We start from the raw sequence: 17,008 nt of genomic DNA on the forward strand, positions 1-17,008 counted from the left end.
GGCGGCGGGCGCTCTGGCGCCGATGTCGACGGATGGTGGAGTCCCTCCCGCTGTCCGCGCCCTTCGATCCGGTGGAGCTGGTGGCCGCGCTGGCCGAGCGGCGCGGGCGGCCGATCGAGCTGATCCAACTGCCGATCCGGGCCCGCACCCCGTGCGGCCTGTTGATCACCACCGACCGGGCCGACTACATCGGCTACCCCAGCGCCACCACGGCGCTGCACCAACAGCACATCCTGCTGCACGAGTTGGGCCATCTGCTGTCCGGCCACGCGGGATCCGGCCGACTCAGCCCCGGCACCGTGCAGGCGCTGCTGCCGAATCTCTCCGACGAGCTGGTGCAGCGAGTCCTCGGGCGTACGGTCTACACCGAACTCGAGGAGCAGGAAGCCGAGTTGTTCGCCTCGCTGGCCCTGCACCGCCCCCGCCGCGGCAGTCGGGTATGACCCCGGCTCCGATCCGCTGGATCCGGGCCTGGACGGCGTACCGGCGGATCGGTCCGCTCTGGGCCGCCCTGCACCGGGCCGTGCCCGAGATCGCGCTCTGCACACCGGCCGCCCGGCTCCGGCCGGCCTTCCCGCGCGGTGCCGAGTTCGCGCTGTACCGCCGCATCATCGAGATCCACGACGGCCAGCTCGCGCTGCGCCCCTACGTCCATCCCGGGGTGCACACCTGGGCGGTGGCCACCGCGGGCCGGCCGGGCGCGGGCGGCAACGCGGCGGCCCGGGCGGAGGCGGCCTGCATCGCGGCCGCACTGGCCGCCGCCGAGGCCGGGCTGCCGTACCGGGCGGGGCCGCCGGTGCCGTACGCCGCGCACCAGGTGCAGGCCAGCATCGAGGCCGAGACCGCCTGGCTGATCGACGTCACCGAGGCGTTCACCCGCTCGGCCCGCGCGGCCACGATCGGCGCGCACCGCCCGGGTGCCCGGCACCTGACCCCCTGGCAGGCGGTGATCCGGCACTGCTGAGGTGACGTCAGGGCACCGCCCGGGAGGCCGATGCCGCTGTCGGGGTGCGCCCCTACAGTGTCCGGATGGCCCCCGAGACGCAGCCCGAGAACTCGCCGCAGGCTCTGCTGGAGCAGTGGATCGACGACCTGCCCCACCAGCTGATGATGCTGGAGAAGGTGCTGCTCGCCGGGGCCTTCGGCTTCGACTACTCCCCCGGCTCACTGGACGCCCTGGAGGCGCGGCTGCCGGAACGGCCCGACCGGGAGGAGCCGTTCGGGGTTGGCGGTCTCGGCCCACGCGGACGACGTCGACGACCTGGAGGAGAGCTACGCCGCCATCCTGGCGGCCGCCGCAGCGCTCACCGACGGCGCGGTCACCGGCACCGACGTCCGGCTGCGCGCCGACCAGGCGTACGACGAGGTCCTGGAGTTCGCCCGGAACGGCGCCCTGGTGACCAGCCGACCGAGCACCAGTCGGCGGAGTACCTCGACCATCTGGCGATCGTGGAGTTCATCGACCACCTCGATCCGGATCCCGGCGGCGACCCGCGCGGGTTCCGCCTGGTCGACCACGTGCGGCTCGGGGACGGCGGCTACGAGCCCCCCTCCTCTGAACAGGCTGCCGCGCTGGAGCGTGAACTCGGCCTGGAACTCCGCTGGCCGCCCTGGGCGTCGAGGCCCTCGCGGATGGCCCGGGCCAGGTCCGCCTGGTCGGCGTACCGTGCCAGGTGCGGTGACGGCCGGTCGGGTCCGTCGGCCAGGACGGACAGGACCGCTGCCCGGGCCAGGGTGCGGCCGTCGCCCGCCGGGGGCAGCAGGACGACGGTGAGCTCGGCCGCTTCGAGCCGCTCCCCGGCCCGACCGGGCGGTGCGTCGAGCACCAGGTGGTACTCGCAGGCTCCGTTGCCCGGCACGTCGACCGGGAACTCGACGGTGCCGGGGCCGACCGGTTGCCCACGGTCCGTCAGCTCCTCCACCACCGGTGTCACCTGCTTGACGGACCGTACCCGGGCGCCCGGCGGCAGGCCGACCCGCAGCGCGAGGTTGCGGGCGTAGGGCTGCCGGGTGGCGCCGATGACGGTGGCCAGTTCGCGGGCCAGGCTCTTCTCCGCCGTCGGCCCGGCCGGGGCGGCGACGATGTCCAGCGTGCCGGCCAGGGCACTGGTGACCGCCCTGAGCTGACCGACCGACCAGGCGGTGCCGAGGCCGCGCGCGTGGCAGGCGAACCGGCCGGTCGAGGCGGCCAGCGCCGCCGCGAGCTCGTCGGGGGACTCGGCCGTGGCCTCCAGATCGGTCAGCAGGATCGCGGTGCGCACCGTCTCGGCGTGCGCGGTGAACAGCCGGTCGGCCAGCCGGATCCAGCGTCCGAACGCCGCCGCTCCGCTCGGCTCCAGGTCGGCCAGCGCGGCGCGTGCCTCGGCCCTGGTGGTCGCGTTCGCCCGGGCCAGGCGCATGGTGTCGGGGTAGAGCATCCGGGCGTACTCCGAGCCGGCCACCACCGCGAAGGCGACGCCGTCGTCCAGCCCATCGACGGCGTCGGCGACGCGCTCCCGGACGGCCCGGAAGTCGGCTTCGGGCAGCGCGGCGGAGAGGCCGAGCAGGAAGACCAGCGACCGCGGCGCCGCCACCGCCAGGTCCTCCGGGCGGGGAGCGCCCCCGCTGATCCGCACGATGGCGTCGACCTCGGTGGCGCCGGGCGGCAGGTACTCGTTCTGGAACACCTCGATGCCGAGCTCGGGCCGCCCGGCCCCGACCGGCTCCGGCGCGACGGCGGGCGGCTCGGGGACGGGGCGGGCCAGGGGCCGGCCGAGGTCCCTGAGCTGCTCCGCGACCAGGCCCGCGTAGGAGGGCCGCGCCTCGGGTCGTTTGTCGAGCAGCCCGGAGACGATCCGTTGCACCGCGTCCGGGACGTCCGGGCGCAGGGTGGCCAGCAACGGGGGCGGGGTGTTCAGGTGATCGACCAGGACGGCCCAGCCACCCGTGGTGAACGGCGGTCGCCCGGTGAGCAGCGCGAACAGCACGCAGCCGAGGGCGTACAGATCGGCCCGCCCGTCGACCCGCCCCTGGGCGGCCTGCTCCGGAGCCATGTAGGCGGGCGTCCCCAACACCGCTCCCGCATGGGTGAGTTCGGACTCGACCCGGATGAATCCGGCCAGGCCGAAGTCGCAGACCTTGACCCGGCCGTCGGGGAGCAGCATCAGGTTGGCCGGTTTGATGTCGCGGTGCACGATCTTCGCCCGGTGCGCGTGTGACAGCGCGTCGGCGACCTGCGCGGCCAGCTCGACCGCCCGGTCCACCGGCAGCCCCCGGGGCCGTTCTCTGAGCACCGCGCCCAGGTCCCGGCCGTCGAGCAGTTCCATCACCAGGTACAGCTGCCCGGCCTGGGCTCCGTGGTCGAAGACCTGGGTGATGCCCGGGTGCTTGAGCCCGGCGGTGACCTTGGCCTCGCGGCGGAACCTCGCCACTCCCTGGCCGTCGTGCGCCGCCCAGGGCGGCAGGAACTTGATCGCGACCTGCCGGTCCAGCCGGGGATCGTGCGCCCGCCAGACCTCGCCCATGCCACCCCGCCCGAGCAGCGAGATCAGCCGGTACCGATCGTCGATCTTCCTGCCGGCACCGTTCAAGGTCCCCACCTTCCAGCCGCCGCCCCCGGGACTCCGCGGTACCACTGTAGGACGCGCCGCGCCCGGGGGACCGAGTTCACCCTGCTCAGGGGACCCAGTGCCGCAGGGGCTGGCCGAGATGGCACAGAGTGTGGTCTATTAGGGGAACTTGGTTCCCTCTATCGCTCAGGAGCGCCGCGCCATGGACAAGGTGTTCGATCTCTTCCGGGTTTCCGAGGAGCACGAGATGCTCCGGGAGGCGGTGCGGTCGTTGGCGGAGGCGAAGATCGCTCCGTTTGCGGCGGAGGTGGACGAGCAGGGCCGGTTCCCGCAGGAGGCGTTGGACGCGTTGCAGGCCAGTGAGCTGCACGCGGTGCACGTGCCGGAGGAGTTCGGTGGTGCGGGGGCGGACGCGTTGGCGACCGTGATCGTGATCGAGGAGATCGCGCGGGTGTGTGCGTCCTCGTCGCTGATCCCGGCGGTGAACAAGCTGGGTTCGTTGCCGGTGCAGCTGTCGGGTTCGCAGGAGTTGAAGGCGAAGTACCTGGGTGCGCTGGCGCGGGGCGAGGGGATGTTCTCGTACTGCCTGTCGGAGCCGGAGGCGGGTTCGGACGCGGCGGGGATGAAGACCCGGGCGGTGCGGGACGGGGACTTCTGGGTGCTCGACGGTGTGAAGCGGTGGATCACCAACGCGGGGGTGTCGGAGTTCTACACGGTGCTCGCCGTGACCGATCCGGAGCTGCGGTCCAAGGGCATCTCGGCGTTCGTGGTGGAGAAGGGCGACGCGGGCGTCTCGTTCGGTGCGCCGGAGAAGAAGCTCGGCATCAAGGGCTCGCCGACCCGGGAGGTCTACTTCGACAACGTGCGGATCCCCGCCGACCGGATGATCGGGGCGGAGGGCACGGGGTTCGCGACCGCGATGAAGACGCTGGACCACACCCGGGTCACCATCGCCGCGCAGGCGGTGGGCATCGCGCAGGGCGCGCTGGACTACGCCAAGGGCTACGTGCGGGAGCGCAAGCAGTTCGGGAAGCCGATCGGTGACTTCCAGGGTGTGCAGTTCATGCTCGCGGACATGGCGATGAAGCTGGAGGCGGCGCGTCAGCTGACGTACGCGGCGGCCGCCAGGTCGCAGCGGGTGGACGCGGACCTGACGTTCTTCGGCGCGGCCGCCAAGTGCTTCGCCTCGGACGCCGCGATGGAGATCACGGTCGACGCGGTGCAGCTGCTGGGCGGTTACGGCTACACCCGTGACTACCCGCTGGAGCGGATGATGCGCGACGCCAAGATCACCCAGATCTACGAAGGCACCAACCAGATCCAGCGCATCGTGATGTCCCGCAACCTCCCGTAGTTTTCCCCGTCGAACCGTCAGAGAGGCGCAGCAGTCGTGAGCTTGAGGATCGTTGTCTGTGTGAAGTACGTGCCGGATGCGACGGGTGACCGTCGGTTCGCGGACGACACCACCACCGACCGGGAGGCCGTGGACGGTCTGCTGTCGGAGCTCGACGAGTACGGGGTGGAGCAGGCGCTGCGGATCGCGCAGGCGCACGGCGACGCGGAGGTGACGGTGCTCACGGTGGGTCCCGACGACGCGAAGGACGCGCTGCGCAAGGCGCTGTCGATGGGCGCGGACAAGGCCGTCCACGTCAACGACGACGACCTGCACGGCACCGACGTGATCGGCACCTCGGCGGTGATCGCCGCCGCGCTGGGCAAGACCGGCTACGACCTGGTGGTGTGCGGCATGGCCTCCACCGACGGCACCATGGGTGTGCTGCCCGCCCTGCTGGCCGAGCGCCTGGGTGTGCCGCAGGCCACCTTGCTGTCGGAGGTCACCCTGTCGGGCACCACCGTCTCCGGCCGCCGCGACGGCGACGCCGCCACCGAGCTCGTCGAGGCGCAGCTGCCCGCCGTCGTCTCGGTCACCGACCAGTCCGGCGAGGCCCGCTACCCCTCCTTCAAGGGCATCATGGCCGCCAAGAAGAAGCCCGTGCAGTCCTACGACCTGGACGACCTGGGCATCGACGCCGCCACCGTGGGCCTGGCCGGCGCGTGGACCGCGGTCGAGGACATCACCGCCCGCCCCGCCCGCACCGCCGGCACCATCGTCAAGGACGAGGGCCAGGGCGGCACCGCGCTGGCCGGCTACCTCGCCGACCAGAAGTTCATCTGAGCCCGCACCCTCGCGCACACGTCACGATCCCTCAGGAGCACGAAATCATGGCTGAGATCCTGGTTCTCGTGGACCACGCCGACGGTGTGGTCCGCAAGCCGGCCCTCGAACTGCTCACCCTGGCCCGCCGCATCGGCGAGCCCTGCGCCGTCGTCCTGGGCGCCGGCGAGGCCGCCGCCGCCATCGCCGCCAAGGTTGCCGAATACGGCGCCGCCAAGGTCTACACCGCCGACGCCGCCCAGTTCACCGACCACCTGGTCGTCCCCAAGGTCGACGCCCTCACCCAGATCGCCCAGAGCGCCGGTGCCGCCGCCGTCCTGGTCACCTCCTCCGGCGAGGGCAAGGAGATCGCCGCCCGCGTCGCACTGCGCCTGGGCTCGGGCATCATCACCGACGCCGTCGACCTCGAAGCCGGCACCGATGGCGGCCCGGTCGCCACCCAGTCCGTGTTCGCCGCCTCCTTCCAGGTCAGGTCCACCGTCTCGCACGGCACCCCCGTCATCACCGTCAAGCCCAACTCCACCAGTCCCGAGCCCGCCCCGGCCGCCGGCACCGTGGAGAGCGTCGAGGTGACGTTCACCGGCAACGCCGCCACCGTCACCGCCCGCACCCCCCGCGTCTCCTCCGGCCGCCCCGAACTCACCGAAGCCGCCATCGTCGTCTCCGGCGGCCGCGGCGTCGGCGCGGCCGACGGCTTCAGCGTGGTCGAGGACCTCGCCGACGCCCTCGGCGCGGCCGTCGGCGCCTCCCGCGCCGCCGTCGACGCCGGCTGGTACCCCCACACCAACCAGGTCGGCCAGACCGGCAAGCAGGTCTCCCCCCAGCTCTACATCGCCGCCGGCATCTCCGGCGCCATCCAGCACCGCGCCGGCATGCAGACCTCCAAGACCATCGTCGCCGTCAACAAGGACCCCGAAGCCCCCATCTTCGAACTCGTCGACTACGGCGTCGTCGGAGACCTCTTCACCGTCCTCCCCCAACTCACCACCGAAATCAAGACCCGCAAGGGCTGACCCCCACCTCTGCACGACGAAGCCGGACGGCAGCAACTGCCGTCCGGCTTCGTCGTCCTCAGGTGCGGTCAGCCCCGGCCGAGGCCCGCCTCGACGTCCCTGACGACCCGCCACATCGGGGTGGAGCGCTTGGTGATGACGATGACCACCTCGTCCTCCTCCGCGGCCTCGGCCGCCGGGGACGGCTCGGGCGTCCAGGCCCGGGCGACGTAGTCGAGGGCGTGGTCCACCCCCGCCGACGCGTCGCCCTGGCCGCCGGCGCGGAGCCAGGCACGGAGCGCGTGGTTGTGCGCGGTGACCACGGCGGAGGCGATCACGTCCGCCCGCAGCGTGCCGTCCCGGCGGGCCGAGAACCGGGCCCGCAGGTACTCGGCGAGGGTGCGCTCGTAACGCCAGACCACCGAGAGTTCGTAGGTGCGCAGGCCCGGCACCTTCTTGGTCAGCCGGTAGCGCTGGACCGAGAAGACCGGGTTCTCGGCGTACATCCGCAGCACCAGCCTGGCCGCGTCGCAGACCCGGGCCACCGGGTCGTCCTCGTCCCCGCTGGCCTCCAGCAGGGCGGTCATGTCCGCGAGGCACTGCTCGTGGTCGGGGAAGACCACGTCCTCCTTCGAGGGGAAGTACCGGAAGAACGACCGGCGGCCGACACCGGCCAGCGTCACGATGTCGTCGATGGTGGTCTGCTCGTAGCCGCGTTCCACGAACAGCTGGAAGGCCGCCGCGACCAGCGCGTCCCGCATGGCGGGCTTCGCCGGGGTGGCGGAGGTCTCGGAGCTGGTGTCCCGTGCGGCGGTCATGGCGTGAATTTAGCATTTTCGGCACGGAATGGCACTTGATGCATGCCATCGGCAGCACTCAGTGCCAACAGCGGGCCGTCGCAGCCGGGCCCTGGCTGCGACGGGTCAACGACGGGTCAGGACAGCCAGCTCGTGTTGGTGCCGAGCAGTTGGCCACCGGAGCCGTACACCGCGATGGACCGGGCCTTGTTCCCCGGACGCTCGGGCACCCCGATCAGGCGCACCGGAGAGTCGCCGAGGGTGACCGGCGACGGCTCGGAGGTGCTGCCGTCGGCCCAGGTCACCACGGTCTTCGCGACGTCCGGGCCGACCGTGAGCGCCGCCACCCGGACCGGGCCGGCGTTCTGCCCCTTGCCGAGCGCGCCGACCAGCACACCGCTCAGCCCGCCGTCCGGCCCGGTCGGGCTCGGGGGCGTGCTGCCCGGGGCGGTGGGGGTGAGTTCGCCGTTGTACGGCAGCCGGGTGCCGTCGACGGTGTAGTAGAGGTTCACCACGTCCGCGCCGGGCTGCCAGTACTGCTGGACGTAGGCCGCGGTCGGCTCGGGCAGGTCGGAACCCGCCGCGTGCTGCTCCTGCCAGATCAGCCTGGCCTGCTCCAAGGACTGCTCCCTGGTCGCCAGCGGCCAGAGCGCGGCCCAGACCTTCCACTCCTTGCCGTCCACCACACCCTGCGCGAGCACGGCCCGCACCGGCGCGAGCGGGTTGCGGGCGAGCGGGACCGCGCCCGCCGACAGGACCGCCGACGGACCGGCGGCCACCCCCGCCGCAGCGGTGGCCAGGCCCGCCCGGTCGGCCGGGCGGAGGGCGGGGCCGACCAGCACCCCGCCGCCGACCACCGCGGCGGTCACCAGGGCCACCGAGCCGGTCAGCACCGCCCGGCGGCGCCGGAGCCGCCGCCGGCCACCGGCCGCCAGCGCGGCCACGGGGGCCGGCCCGATCTCCACCGTCTCCACCAGACCGGCCAGGCCGATCCCCACCTGTGCCGCCGACTCCTCGTACCCAGAACGCTGTTCACTGGTCATGCCGCGCCTCCGATGTCTGCCGTTTCCTTCAGTGACGAGGCGGTGCGCAGCCGGGCGATGCCCTTCGACGCCTGGCTCTTCACGGTGCCCACCGAACACCCCATCGCGGCGGCCGCCTGGCTCTCGCTCAGGTCCTCCCAGTACCGCAGCACCACCGCCTCCCGCTGCCGGGGCGGCAGGGTGGCGAGGGCCGCCAACAGCACGGCCCGCTGGTCGAGTTGGGCGAACCTGTCCGCGCCGGCCCGTTCGGGCACGGCGGTGACCAGCTGCTCCGGCACCTTCCGGCGGAACCGCCGGGCGTGTTCGTTCACCAGGATGCGGCGTACGTACGCGTCCCGGTCGTCGGCCCGGCGCACCTTGCCCCAGGCCGCGTAGGTCCGTTCCAGGGTCGACTGGACCAGGTCCTCGCCCGCGTGCTGCTCGCCGGCGAGCAGGAACGCGGTGCGCAGCAGCCGTGGCCAGGCGATGACGGTGAACGCCTGGAACTCGCTGTCCCGGTCGGTCTTCGGTTCTCCCATGAGCACCTCCTCACCCTGCCAGAGCCCAGAACGACCCCCGACCGTTGCCTCCGGGGCGGAGCGATTTCTCAGGGCTCGAAGCGGTCACCGAGCCCGGGCTCGGTGACCAGGTGTCGGGGCCGGGCCGGGTTCAGCGTGCGGCGCAGACCGGAGACCACGATGATCGGCACCGGGCCGCCGGCCCGCAGGCCCCGGATGACGTCCATCCCGTCCAGCTCCGGCGGCCCGAGGTCGAGCAGCACCGCCTCGGGCAGCTGACGCCCCGCCAGGTCCAGCCCCTCGGCGCCGGTGGCGGCGGTGAGCACCGCGTAGCGGCGGGCGGGCAGGTTGATCTTCAGCGCGCAGCAACTGCGGCTCACGGGGCCACCTCGCCGGGCTCGGGTACGGGCCCGGGCTCGGGTACGGGCCCGGCGACCGGCAGGGTGAGCAGCATGGTGGTGCCGCCGCCGGGGGTGTCCTCGACCGCGAGCGAGCCGTTCATCGCCTCGGCCAGGCCCCGGGAGAGCGCCAGGCCGAGCCCGACACCGGTGGTGTTGTCGGTGTCGCCGAGGCGCTGGAACGGGAGGAAGACCCGGTCGCGCTCCTCGGCGGGGATGCCGGGGCCGCGGTCGGCGATCCGGATCTCGACCCGTTCGGCGTGGGCGCTGGCGGTGACCAGGACCGGGGCGCCCGGGGCGTTGTGCCGCAGCGCGTTGGTGATGACGTTGGCCAGCACCCGTTCCAGCAGCGGGGGGTCGGCGAGCACCGGCGGTGCCTCGGCCAGGCCGAGCGGCTGGACCGGCGCGTCCGGGTCGGCGAGCGAGCCGAGGGCACGCGGCAGCACCTCGTCCAGGTGGGTGGGCGTCAGGTGCAGGGTCAGCGCGCCGGCCTGCAGGCGGCTCATGTCGAGCAGGTTGTCGACCAGGCGGTTCAGCTTGAGCAGCGACTCGTCGGCGGTGGCGAGGAGTTCGGCCCGGTCCTCCTCGGAGAACTCCACGTCGGAGCTGCGCAGCGAGCCGACCGAGGCGAGTGCGGCGGCCAGCGGGGTGCGCAGGTCGTGGCTGACGGCGGCCAGCAGGGCGGTCCGCATCCGGTCGGCGGCCTTGATCGGCTCCACCTCGGCGGCGACGGTGGCCAGCCGGTCGCGTTCCAGTGCGGCCGCCACATGGGCGGCGAAGGCGGTCAGCACCCGGTGGTCGGCGGCGGGCAGCCGCCGGCCGGCCAGGATCAGCAGCGCGCTCTCGCCGACCGGCACCTCGGTCACCTCCCGGTCGGCGGCGGCCTCGCCGCCGGCGTCGCTCCTGGCCAGCACCTCGCCGCCGGTGCGGTCCAGCAGGGCGACCGAGTCCATCCCGAAGGCGGTCCTGGACTTCTCCAGCAGGGCGGGCAGCGCGTCGGCGCCACGCAGCACGCTGCCCGCCAGGGTGGACAGCGTCTCCGCCTCGGCGGTGGCCCGGGCGGCCCGGGCGGTGAGCCGGCCGGCGTGGTCCACCACGGTCGAGACGGTGAGCGCGACCACCGCGAACACCGCCAGCGCGATGATGTTGTTCGGCTCGGTGATGGTGAAGGTGTGGACGGGTGGGATGAAGTAGTAGTTCAGCAGCAGCGAGGCGACCACCGAGGCGAGCAGTGCGGAGGCCGCCCCGCCGATCAACGCAACCGCCACCACGCCGAGTTGGAAGACCAGCGCGTCGGTGGTGAGGTTCAGCCCGGCGTGCGAGAGCAACGGGGTGAGCAGCGCGGGCAGCGCCGGTCCGACGGTGTACCCGGCCACCGTGCGGCGGCGGGAGTGCCGGCGGCCGAGCGCGGGCAGCCGGCCCCGGCCGCTGAACTCGTGGGTGACCAGGTGGACGTCGATGTCCTCGGAGGTGTCCACGGTGGTCTCGCCGATGCCGGGGCCGGTCAGGAACCGGGTGGTCCGGCCGCGGCGGCTGGTGCCCAGCACCAACTGGGTGGCGTGGTGCGCGCGGGCGAAGGCGAGCAGCGCGGTGGGGATGTCGTCGCCGACCACCACGTGGTAGCTGCCGCCCAGGGTCTCCACCAACTGCCGCTGCCCGGCCAGGTTTCCGGGCGAGGCCCCGGCCAGGCCGTCGCTCCGGGTGATGTGCACGGCGAGCAGTTCACCGCCCGCCGTACGGTCGGCGATCCTGGCGGCCCGGCGGATCAGGGTCTCGCCCTCGGGGCCGCCGGTGAGGGCCACCACCACGCGTTCCCTGGTCTCCCAGACCCGGTCGATCCGGTGCTCGACCCGGTAGTCCCGCAGGCCCTCGTCGACCCGGCCGGCCACCCAGAGCAGGGCGAGTTCCCGAAGGGCCGTCAGGTTGCCGACCCGGAAGTAGTGGGAGAGCGCGGCGTCCACCTTCTCGGCCTTGTAGACGTTGCCGTGGGCCATCCGGCGGCGCAGCGCCTGCGGCGCCATGTCGACCAGTTCGAGCTGGTCGGCCCGGCGGACCACCTCGTCGGGCACGGTCTCCCGCTGCGGGATGCCGGTGATCTTCTGCACCACGTCGTTGAGCGACTCCAGGTGCTGGATGTTGACGGTGGTGATCACGTCGATCCCGGCCGCCAGCAGTTCCTCGACGTCCTGCCAGCGCTTGGCGTGCCGTCCGCCGGGGATGTTGGTGTGCGCCAGCTCGTCGACCAGGACCACGGAGGGGCGGCGCTCCAGCACCGCCTCCAGATCCATCTCGGTGAACTCGGTTCCCCGGTAGGTCCGCTGGGCGCGCGGGATGACGTCCAGGCCCTGCAGCATGTTCTCGGTGTGCCGGCGGCCGTGGCACTCGGTGTACCCCACCACCACGTCCGCGCCGCGCTCCTGGCGTCTGCGGGCCTCGTCCAGCATCCGGTAGGTCTTGCCGACCCCGGGGGCGGAACCGAGGTAGACCCTCAGCCGGCCGCGGCGGTGCGCGGGGCCGGGGGTGAGGTCGTCGCGGGCCATGGGCGCTGCGTCTTTCGCTGGAGGGCGGATACGGCGGACCGACCCTGCCCCGGGTGGTGTCCCGGGGCAGGGTCGGTCCGTTCAGTCGGCGGCCGGCCGGTCTGCGGTCACTTCTGCTCGCTGACGGCCTTGTTGAGCAGGACGACGTTGACGCCGGCCTGGCCGAGGAAGCCGAGCGGGCGGCCGTCGGTGTACTGGGCGACCAGGCCCTTCAGCGTCTCGGCCGACAGGTTGCGCTCCCTGGCGACCCGGGTGACCTGCTGCTCGGCGTAGGCCACCGAGATGTGCGGGTCAAGGCTGGATCCCGAGGTGGTCAGCGCGTCGGCCGGCACGCTCGCCGGGTCGACCCCGTCGAAGGCGGCGACCGCGGCGCGGCGCTCCTCGACCGCCTTGACCAGGTCCTCGCTGTTGGGGCCGAGGTTGGAGGCGCCCGAGCTCTTGGGGTCGTAGGGGTAGGCGGCGGGCCGGGGCTGGAACCACTTCGGGTCCGGCTGGGCGGCCTCGTCGGCGTCGTCGGGGTTCTTCTTCGGGAGGTTGAAGTTCTGGCCGATCAGGCTGGAACCCACCTCCTTGCCCTCGGAGCTGACGATCGATCCGTTCGCCTTGCCGGCGAACGCGACCTGGCTCAGGCCGGTCACCAGCAGCGGGTAGGCGATGCCGAGGATCACGGTCATCACCAGCAGCATCCGCAGCGCGGTCAGGTGGTTGCGCACGATGGTGGGCAGTGGCTTGGACATGGCTTGCGCTCCTCTCAGCTCAGGCCGGGGATGAACCGGACGATCAGGTCGATCGCCTTGATCCCGACGAAGGGGACCACCAGACCGCCCAGACCGTAGACCCCGATGTTCCGGCGCAGCAGCGAACCGGCGTCCGAAGGGCGGTACTTGACGCCGCGCAGGGCGAGCGGGATCAGGCCGACGATGACCAGGGCGTTGAAGACGATCGCCGAGGTGATCGCCGACTGGGGGCTGTGCAGCTGCATGATGTTCAGCTTGTCCAGGCCCGGGTACACGGTGGCGAACATCGCCGGGATGATCGCGAAGTACTTCGCGACGTCGTTGGCGATCGAGAAGGTGGTCAACGCCCCACGGGTGATCAGCAGTTGCTTGCCGATCTCGACGATCTCGATCAGCTTGGTGGGGTTGGAGTCCAGGTCCACCATGTTGCCGGCCTCCTTGGCCGCCATGGTGCCGGTGTTCATCGCCACGCCGACGTCCGCCTGGGCCAGCGCGGGGGCGTCGTTGGTGCCGTCGCCGGTCATCGCGACCAGCTTGCCGCCCGCCTGCTCCTTCTTGATCAGCGCCATCTTGTCCTCGGGGGTGGCCTCGGCGAGGAAGTCGTCCACGCCCGCCTCCTCCGCGATCGCCTTGGCGGTCAGCGGGTTGTCACCGGTGATCATGACGGTCCGGATGCCCATCCGGCGGAGCTCGTCGAAGCGCTCCTTCATGCCTTCCTTGACCACGTCCTTGAGGTACACCACGCCCAGCACCCGGGCCGGGGCGGCCCCGGTCCCCGAGGCGACCAGCAGCGGGGTGCCGCCGGCGCCGGAGATCTCCTGGACCAGGTCGGTGACCTCGGTGCCCACCGTGCCGCCGTTGTCGGTCACCCACCGGGCGACCGAGCCGGCGGCGCCCTTGCGGACCTGGTGCACACCGTCGGCCTCGGCCAGGTCGACCCCCGACATCCGGGTCTGCGCGGTGAACGGCACCCAGGTGGCGTGCGTCAACTCGCCCTGGGCGCGGGCCCGGAGGCCGTACCCGGTCTTGGCGAGCACCACGATCGAGCGGCCCTCGGGGGTCTCGTCGGCGAGTGAGGAGAGCTGGGCGGCGTCCGCCAGCTCCTCGACCGACACGCCCTCGGCGGGCCGGAACTCGGCCGCCTGGCGGTTGCCCAGGGTGATGGTGCCGGTCTTGTCCAGCAGCAGGGTGTTGACGTCGCCCGCCGCCTCGACCGCCCGGCCGGACATCGCCAGCACGTTGCGCTGCACCAGCCGGTCCATGCCGGCGATGCCGATCGCCGAGAGCAGTGCGCCGATCGTGGTCGGGATCAGCGCGACCACCAGGGCCACCAGCACGATCATCGACTGCGGGGCGCCGGCGTAGGTGGCCATCGGCTGCAGGGTGCAGACCGCGATCAGGAAGACGACGGTGAGCGAGGCGAGCAGGATGTTCAGCGCGATCTCGTTCGGCGTCTTCTGTCGGGCGGCGCCCTCGACCAGCGCGATCATCCGGTCGATGAAGGTCTTGCCGGGCTCCGAGGAGATCTTCACCACGATCCGGTCGGAGAGCACCTTGGTGCCGCCGGTGACCGCCGAGCGGTCGCCGCCGGACTCGCGGATGACGGGCGCGGACTCGCCGGTGATCGCGGACTCGTCGACCGAGGCGACCCCCTCGACCACGTCGCCGTCACCGGGGACGGTCTGGCCGGCCTCGACCACCACGTGGTCGCCGAGCCGCAGCGCGGTGCCGGAGACCTCCTCCTCGGCCCCCGAGGCGGGCCAGTCGACCAGCCGGCGGGCCACCGCGTCGGTCTTGGTCCGGCGCAGGGTCTCGGCCTGGGCCTTGCCGCGGCCCTCGGCGACGGCCTCGGCGAGGTTGGCGAAGACCGTGGTGAGCCAGAGCCAGAGGGTGATAGCCCAGGCGAACACGGACGGGTCGGCGATCGCGGCGACGGTGGTGACCACCGAGCCGACCTCGACCACGAACATGACCGGGTTCCTGACCATCACCCGGGGGTCGAGCTTCTTCACCGCGTCGGGGAGCGAGGCGACGATCAGCTTCGGGTCCAGCAGGCCGCCGGAGACTCGGTGCGGAGCCTGCGGCTGCCCGGCCGGAGCGGGAGCGGGGGTAAGGGTGGACGACATCAGTGCAGACCTTCCGCGATCGGCCCAAGCGCCAGGGCCGGGAAGTAGGTGAGGCCCACCACGATCAGGATCACTCCCGACAGCAGGCCCACGAACAGCGGTTTGTGGGTGGGCAGGGTGCCCGGAGTGGCGGGGACGGGCTGCTGCCGGGCGAGCGCGCCGGCCAGCGCCAGCACGAACACCATCGGCAGGAACCGTCCGAGCACCATGACCAGGCCCAGCGCGGTGTCGTACCAGTCGGTGTTGACGGTGACTCCGGCGAACGCGGAGCCGTTGTTGTTGGCGGCCGAGGTGAACGCGTACAGCACCTCGGAGAAGCCGTGCGCACCGGAGTTGAGCATCCCGGCCCGCTCCCCCGGCAGCGCCATCGCGATGCCGGTGCCGACCAGCACCAGGGTGGGTGTGGTGAGGATGTAGAGCGAGGCGAACTTCATCTCCCGCCCGCCGAGCTTCTTGCCCAGGTACTCGGGCGTGCGGCCGACCATCAGACCGGCCACGAAGACCGCGACGACCGCCAGGATCAGCATCCCGTACAGGCCGGAACCGGTACCGCCGGGCGCGATCTCACCGAGCATCATGTTGAAGATCGTCAGACCGCCGCCGAACGGCGAGTACGAGTCGTGGAACGAGTTCACCGCACCCGTCGAGGTGAGCGTGGTGGAGGCGGCGAACAGGCTCGACGCGGCGATGCCGAAGCGCTGCTCCTTGCCCTCCATCCCGGCACCGGCGGCCTGCGCGGCCACCCCGGCGTGCTGGACCTCGAAGAAGGTGATCAGCGCGGCCGAGGCCACCCAGAACAGACCCATCACCGCGACGATCGCGTAGCCCTGGCGGTTGTCGCCGACCATCCTGCCGAAGGTGCGCGGCAGGGCGAACGGGATCAGCAGCAGCAGGAAGATCTCCAGCAGGTTGGTGAAACCGTTCGGGTTCTCGAAGGGGTGCGCGGAGTTGGCGTTGAAGAAACCGCCACCGTTGGTGCCCAGCTCCTTGATGACCTCCTGCGAGGCCACCGGCCCGCCCGGGATCGACTGCGGGTCGCCCGCCAGGGTGGTCAGCTCGTGGAAGCCGTGGAAGTTCTGGATCGTGCCGCCGGCCACCAGGACCAGGGCGAAGACGATCGCCAGCGGCAGCAGCAGGCGCAGCACGATCCGGGTCAGGTCGACCCAGAAGTTGCCGACCCGGTCGGTCTTGTTCCGGGTGACGCCCCGGATCAGGGTCGCCATCACCGCGATGCCCACAGCCGCCGAGACGAAGTTCTGCACCGCCAGACCGGCCATCTGCACCAGGTGGCCCATCGCGGCCTCGCCGCTGTAGGACTGCCAGTTGGTGTTGGTGGTGAACGAGATCGCGGTGTTCCAGGCCTGGTGCCCCTCCATCTGGGGAACGCCCAGGCTGAGCAGCAGGTGGCCCTGGAGCCGGATCAGGCCGTAGAGGAAGAGCACCGAGACGACCGAGAAGGCCAGCACCGACCGCAGGTAGACCGGCCAGCGCTGGTCGGCGTCGGCGTCCACGCCGACCGCCTTGTACAGGCCGCGTTCGACTCCGAGGTGCTTTCCGGTGGTGAGGAGCTTGGCGATGTGGTCGCCGAGCGGGCGGTGGCACAGGGCCAGCGCGCCCACCAGGGCGACTGCCTGCAGCCAGCCCGTGAGTGTCGAGCTCATGGTCAGAACTTCTCCGGGTAGATCAACGCCACGATGAGGTAGCCGACGAGCGCGACGGCGACGATGAGACCTGCGACGTTCTCGGCGCTCACAGCTTCTCCACCCCTCGCGCGATCAAGGCGATGACGGCGAACACGGCAACCGTGATCCCGACGAAGAACAGATCGGACATTGGCTCCACCAGAGTGGTTCAGGACCCGGCCATGGATGCCTTCAAGGGCTCCGCACGGCGCCGGTGGCAGACCGGCTCGGTCAGCAAACCAGCTGGTCAGGGGGGCAAAGACGGTTCCTGACGCCCTCCATACGGGTGCACCCGCAACCTTGACGCAGCCTTGACGCCCACCTCATGCACCCGGGCCTCCGACCTGGTCGGAAACGCGTCGGGGGGGCCCCCCCCCCCCCGCGCCCCCGGGGGGGGCCCCCCCCCCGCGGGCCCCCCCCCCGCCCCCCCCCCCGCGGGCGCGCGCCGCCGCGGCCGGCGCCCCCCCCCCCC

Annotated in this window: 16 protein-coding genes; 5 read left to right on the forward strand and 11 right to left on the reverse strand. The window is 72.3% G+C overall.

Annotation, left to right across the window (positions count from 1 at the left end):
* Positions 1–32: 32 nt before the first annotated feature.
* Both ACIRPK_RS29325 and ACIRPK_RS29330 read left to right on the forward strand, forming a co-directional pair.
* Positions 33–443, forward strand: a complete 411-nt coding sequence (locus tag ACIRPK_RS29325) for a ParH-like protein (protein WP_403043816.1) — start codon at positions 33–35, stop codon at positions 441–443.
* Positions 440–964, forward strand: a complete 525-nt coding sequence (locus ACIRPK_RS29330; protein WP_403043818.1) for an MAB_1171c family putative transporter — start codon at positions 440–442, stop codon at positions 962–964. The genes ACIRPK_RS29325 and ACIRPK_RS29330 overlap by 4 nt, the downstream gene beginning before the upstream one ends.
* 308 nt (positions 965–1,272) lie before the next feature.
* Here the strand turns inward: ACIRPK_RS29330 and ACIRPK_RS29335 are convergent, their stop codons facing one another.
* Complete coding sequence (locus ACIRPK_RS29335) at positions 1,273–1,440, reverse strand: hypothetical protein (RefSeq protein ID WP_403043821.1); 168 nt, start codon at positions 1,438–1,440, stop codon at positions 1,273–1,275.
* A 98-nt stretch (positions 1,441–1,538) separates the two neighbouring features.
* The gene (locus ACIRPK_RS29340) at positions 1,539–3,569 is read right to left on the reverse strand and encodes a protein kinase (RefSeq protein ID WP_403043823.1); all 2,031 of its coding nucleotides are present in this window, start codon (positions 3,567–3,569) and stop codon (positions 1,539–1,541) included.
* Positions 3,570–3,750: 181 nt separating this feature from the next.
* Here ACIRPK_RS29340 and ACIRPK_RS29345 point away from each other — a divergent pair, with 181 nt between their 5' ends.
* The 3 genes from ACIRPK_RS29345 to ACIRPK_RS29355 are packed head-to-tail and all read left to right on the forward strand — an operon-like array spanning position 3,751 to position 6,737.
* The gene (locus tag ACIRPK_RS29345; protein WP_403043826.1) at positions 3,751–4,902 is read left to right on the forward strand and encodes an acyl-CoA dehydrogenase family protein; all 1,152 of its coding nucleotides are present in this window, start codon (positions 3,751–3,753) and stop codon (positions 4,900–4,902) included.
* 36 nt (positions 4,903–4,938) lie between these two features.
* Positions 4,939–5,724 (forward strand): electron transfer flavoprotein subunit beta/FixA family protein, encoded by a 786-nt coding sequence (locus tag ACIRPK_RS29350; RefSeq protein WP_403043829.1) that lies wholly within the window; start codon positions 4,939–4,941, stop codon positions 5,722–5,724.
* Positions 5,725–5,771: 47 nt separating this feature from the next.
* Positions 5,772–6,737: an electron transfer flavoprotein subunit alpha/FixB family protein gene (locus tag ACIRPK_RS29355; RefSeq protein ID WP_403043832.1), complete on the forward strand. Its 966-nt coding sequence runs from the start codon at positions 5,772–5,774 to the stop codon at positions 6,735–6,737.
* Between the two features lie 68 nt (positions 6,738–6,805).
* Here the strand turns inward: ACIRPK_RS29355 and ACIRPK_RS29360 are convergent, their stop codons facing one another.
* The 9 genes from ACIRPK_RS29360 to kdpF all read right to left on the reverse strand — a co-directional run bounded on the left by ACIRPK_RS29360 (position 6,806) and on the right by kdpF (position 16,607).
* Positions 6,806–7,477 (reverse strand): TetR family transcriptional regulator, encoded by a 672-nt coding sequence (locus tag ACIRPK_RS29360; RefSeq protein WP_403043856.1) that lies wholly within the window; start codon positions 7,475–7,477, stop codon positions 6,806–6,808.
* A gap of 173 nt (positions 7,478–7,650) precedes the next feature.
* The gene (locus ACIRPK_RS29365) at positions 7,651–8,556 is read right to left on the reverse strand and encodes a hypothetical protein (protein ID WP_403043835.1); all 906 of its coding nucleotides are present in this window, start codon (positions 8,554–8,556) and stop codon (positions 7,651–7,653) included.
* Positions 8,553–9,074 (reverse strand): SigE family RNA polymerase sigma factor, encoded by a 522-nt coding sequence (locus tag ACIRPK_RS29370; protein WP_403043837.1) that lies wholly within the window; start codon positions 9,072–9,074, stop codon positions 8,553–8,555. The genes ACIRPK_RS29365 and ACIRPK_RS29370 overlap by 4 nt, the downstream gene beginning before the upstream one ends.
* Before the next feature lie 68 nt (positions 9,075–9,142).
* Complete coding sequence (locus ACIRPK_RS29375; RefSeq protein WP_403043839.1) at positions 9,143–9,433, reverse strand: hypothetical protein; 291 nt, start codon at positions 9,431–9,433, stop codon at positions 9,143–9,145.
* Complete coding sequence (locus ACIRPK_RS29380; protein WP_403043841.1) at positions 9,430–11,991, reverse strand: ATP-binding protein; 2,562 nt, start codon at positions 11,989–11,991, stop codon at positions 9,430–9,432. Before ACIRPK_RS29380 ends, ACIRPK_RS29375 begins: the two co-directional genes overlap by 4 nt.
* A gap of 107 nt (positions 11,992–12,098) precedes the next feature.
* On the reverse strand, positions 12,099–12,728 hold the full coding sequence (kdpC, locus tag ACIRPK_RS29385; RefSeq protein WP_403043844.1) for a K(+)-transporting ATPase subunit C: 630 nt from the start codon (positions 12,726–12,728) through the stop codon (positions 12,099–12,101).
* A 14-nt stretch (positions 12,729–12,742) separates the two neighbouring features.
* Positions 12,743–14,854 (reverse strand): potassium-transporting ATPase subunit KdpB, encoded by a 2,112-nt coding sequence (gene kdpB, locus ACIRPK_RS29390; protein WP_403043846.1) that lies wholly within the window; start codon positions 14,852–14,854, stop codon positions 12,743–12,745.
* Entirely contained in the window at positions 14,854–16,515 is a 1,662-nt protein-coding gene (kdpA, locus tag ACIRPK_RS29395; protein ID WP_403043848.1) for a potassium-transporting ATPase subunit KdpA, read from the reverse strand. The genes kdpB and kdpA overlap by 1 nt, the downstream gene beginning before the upstream one ends.
* A gap of 2 nt (positions 16,516–16,517) precedes the next feature.
* Entirely contained in the window at positions 16,518–16,607 is a 90-nt protein-coding gene (gene kdpF, locus ACIRPK_RS29400) for a K(+)-transporting ATPase subunit F (RefSeq protein ID WP_057230172.1), read from the reverse strand.
* Positions 16,608–17,008 lie beyond the last annotated feature (401 nt).

The organism is Kitasatospora sp. NPDC101801, from assembly GCF_044766665.1.
Lineage (GTDB): Bacteria > Actinomycetota > Actinomycetes > Streptomycetales > Streptomycetaceae > Kitasatospora.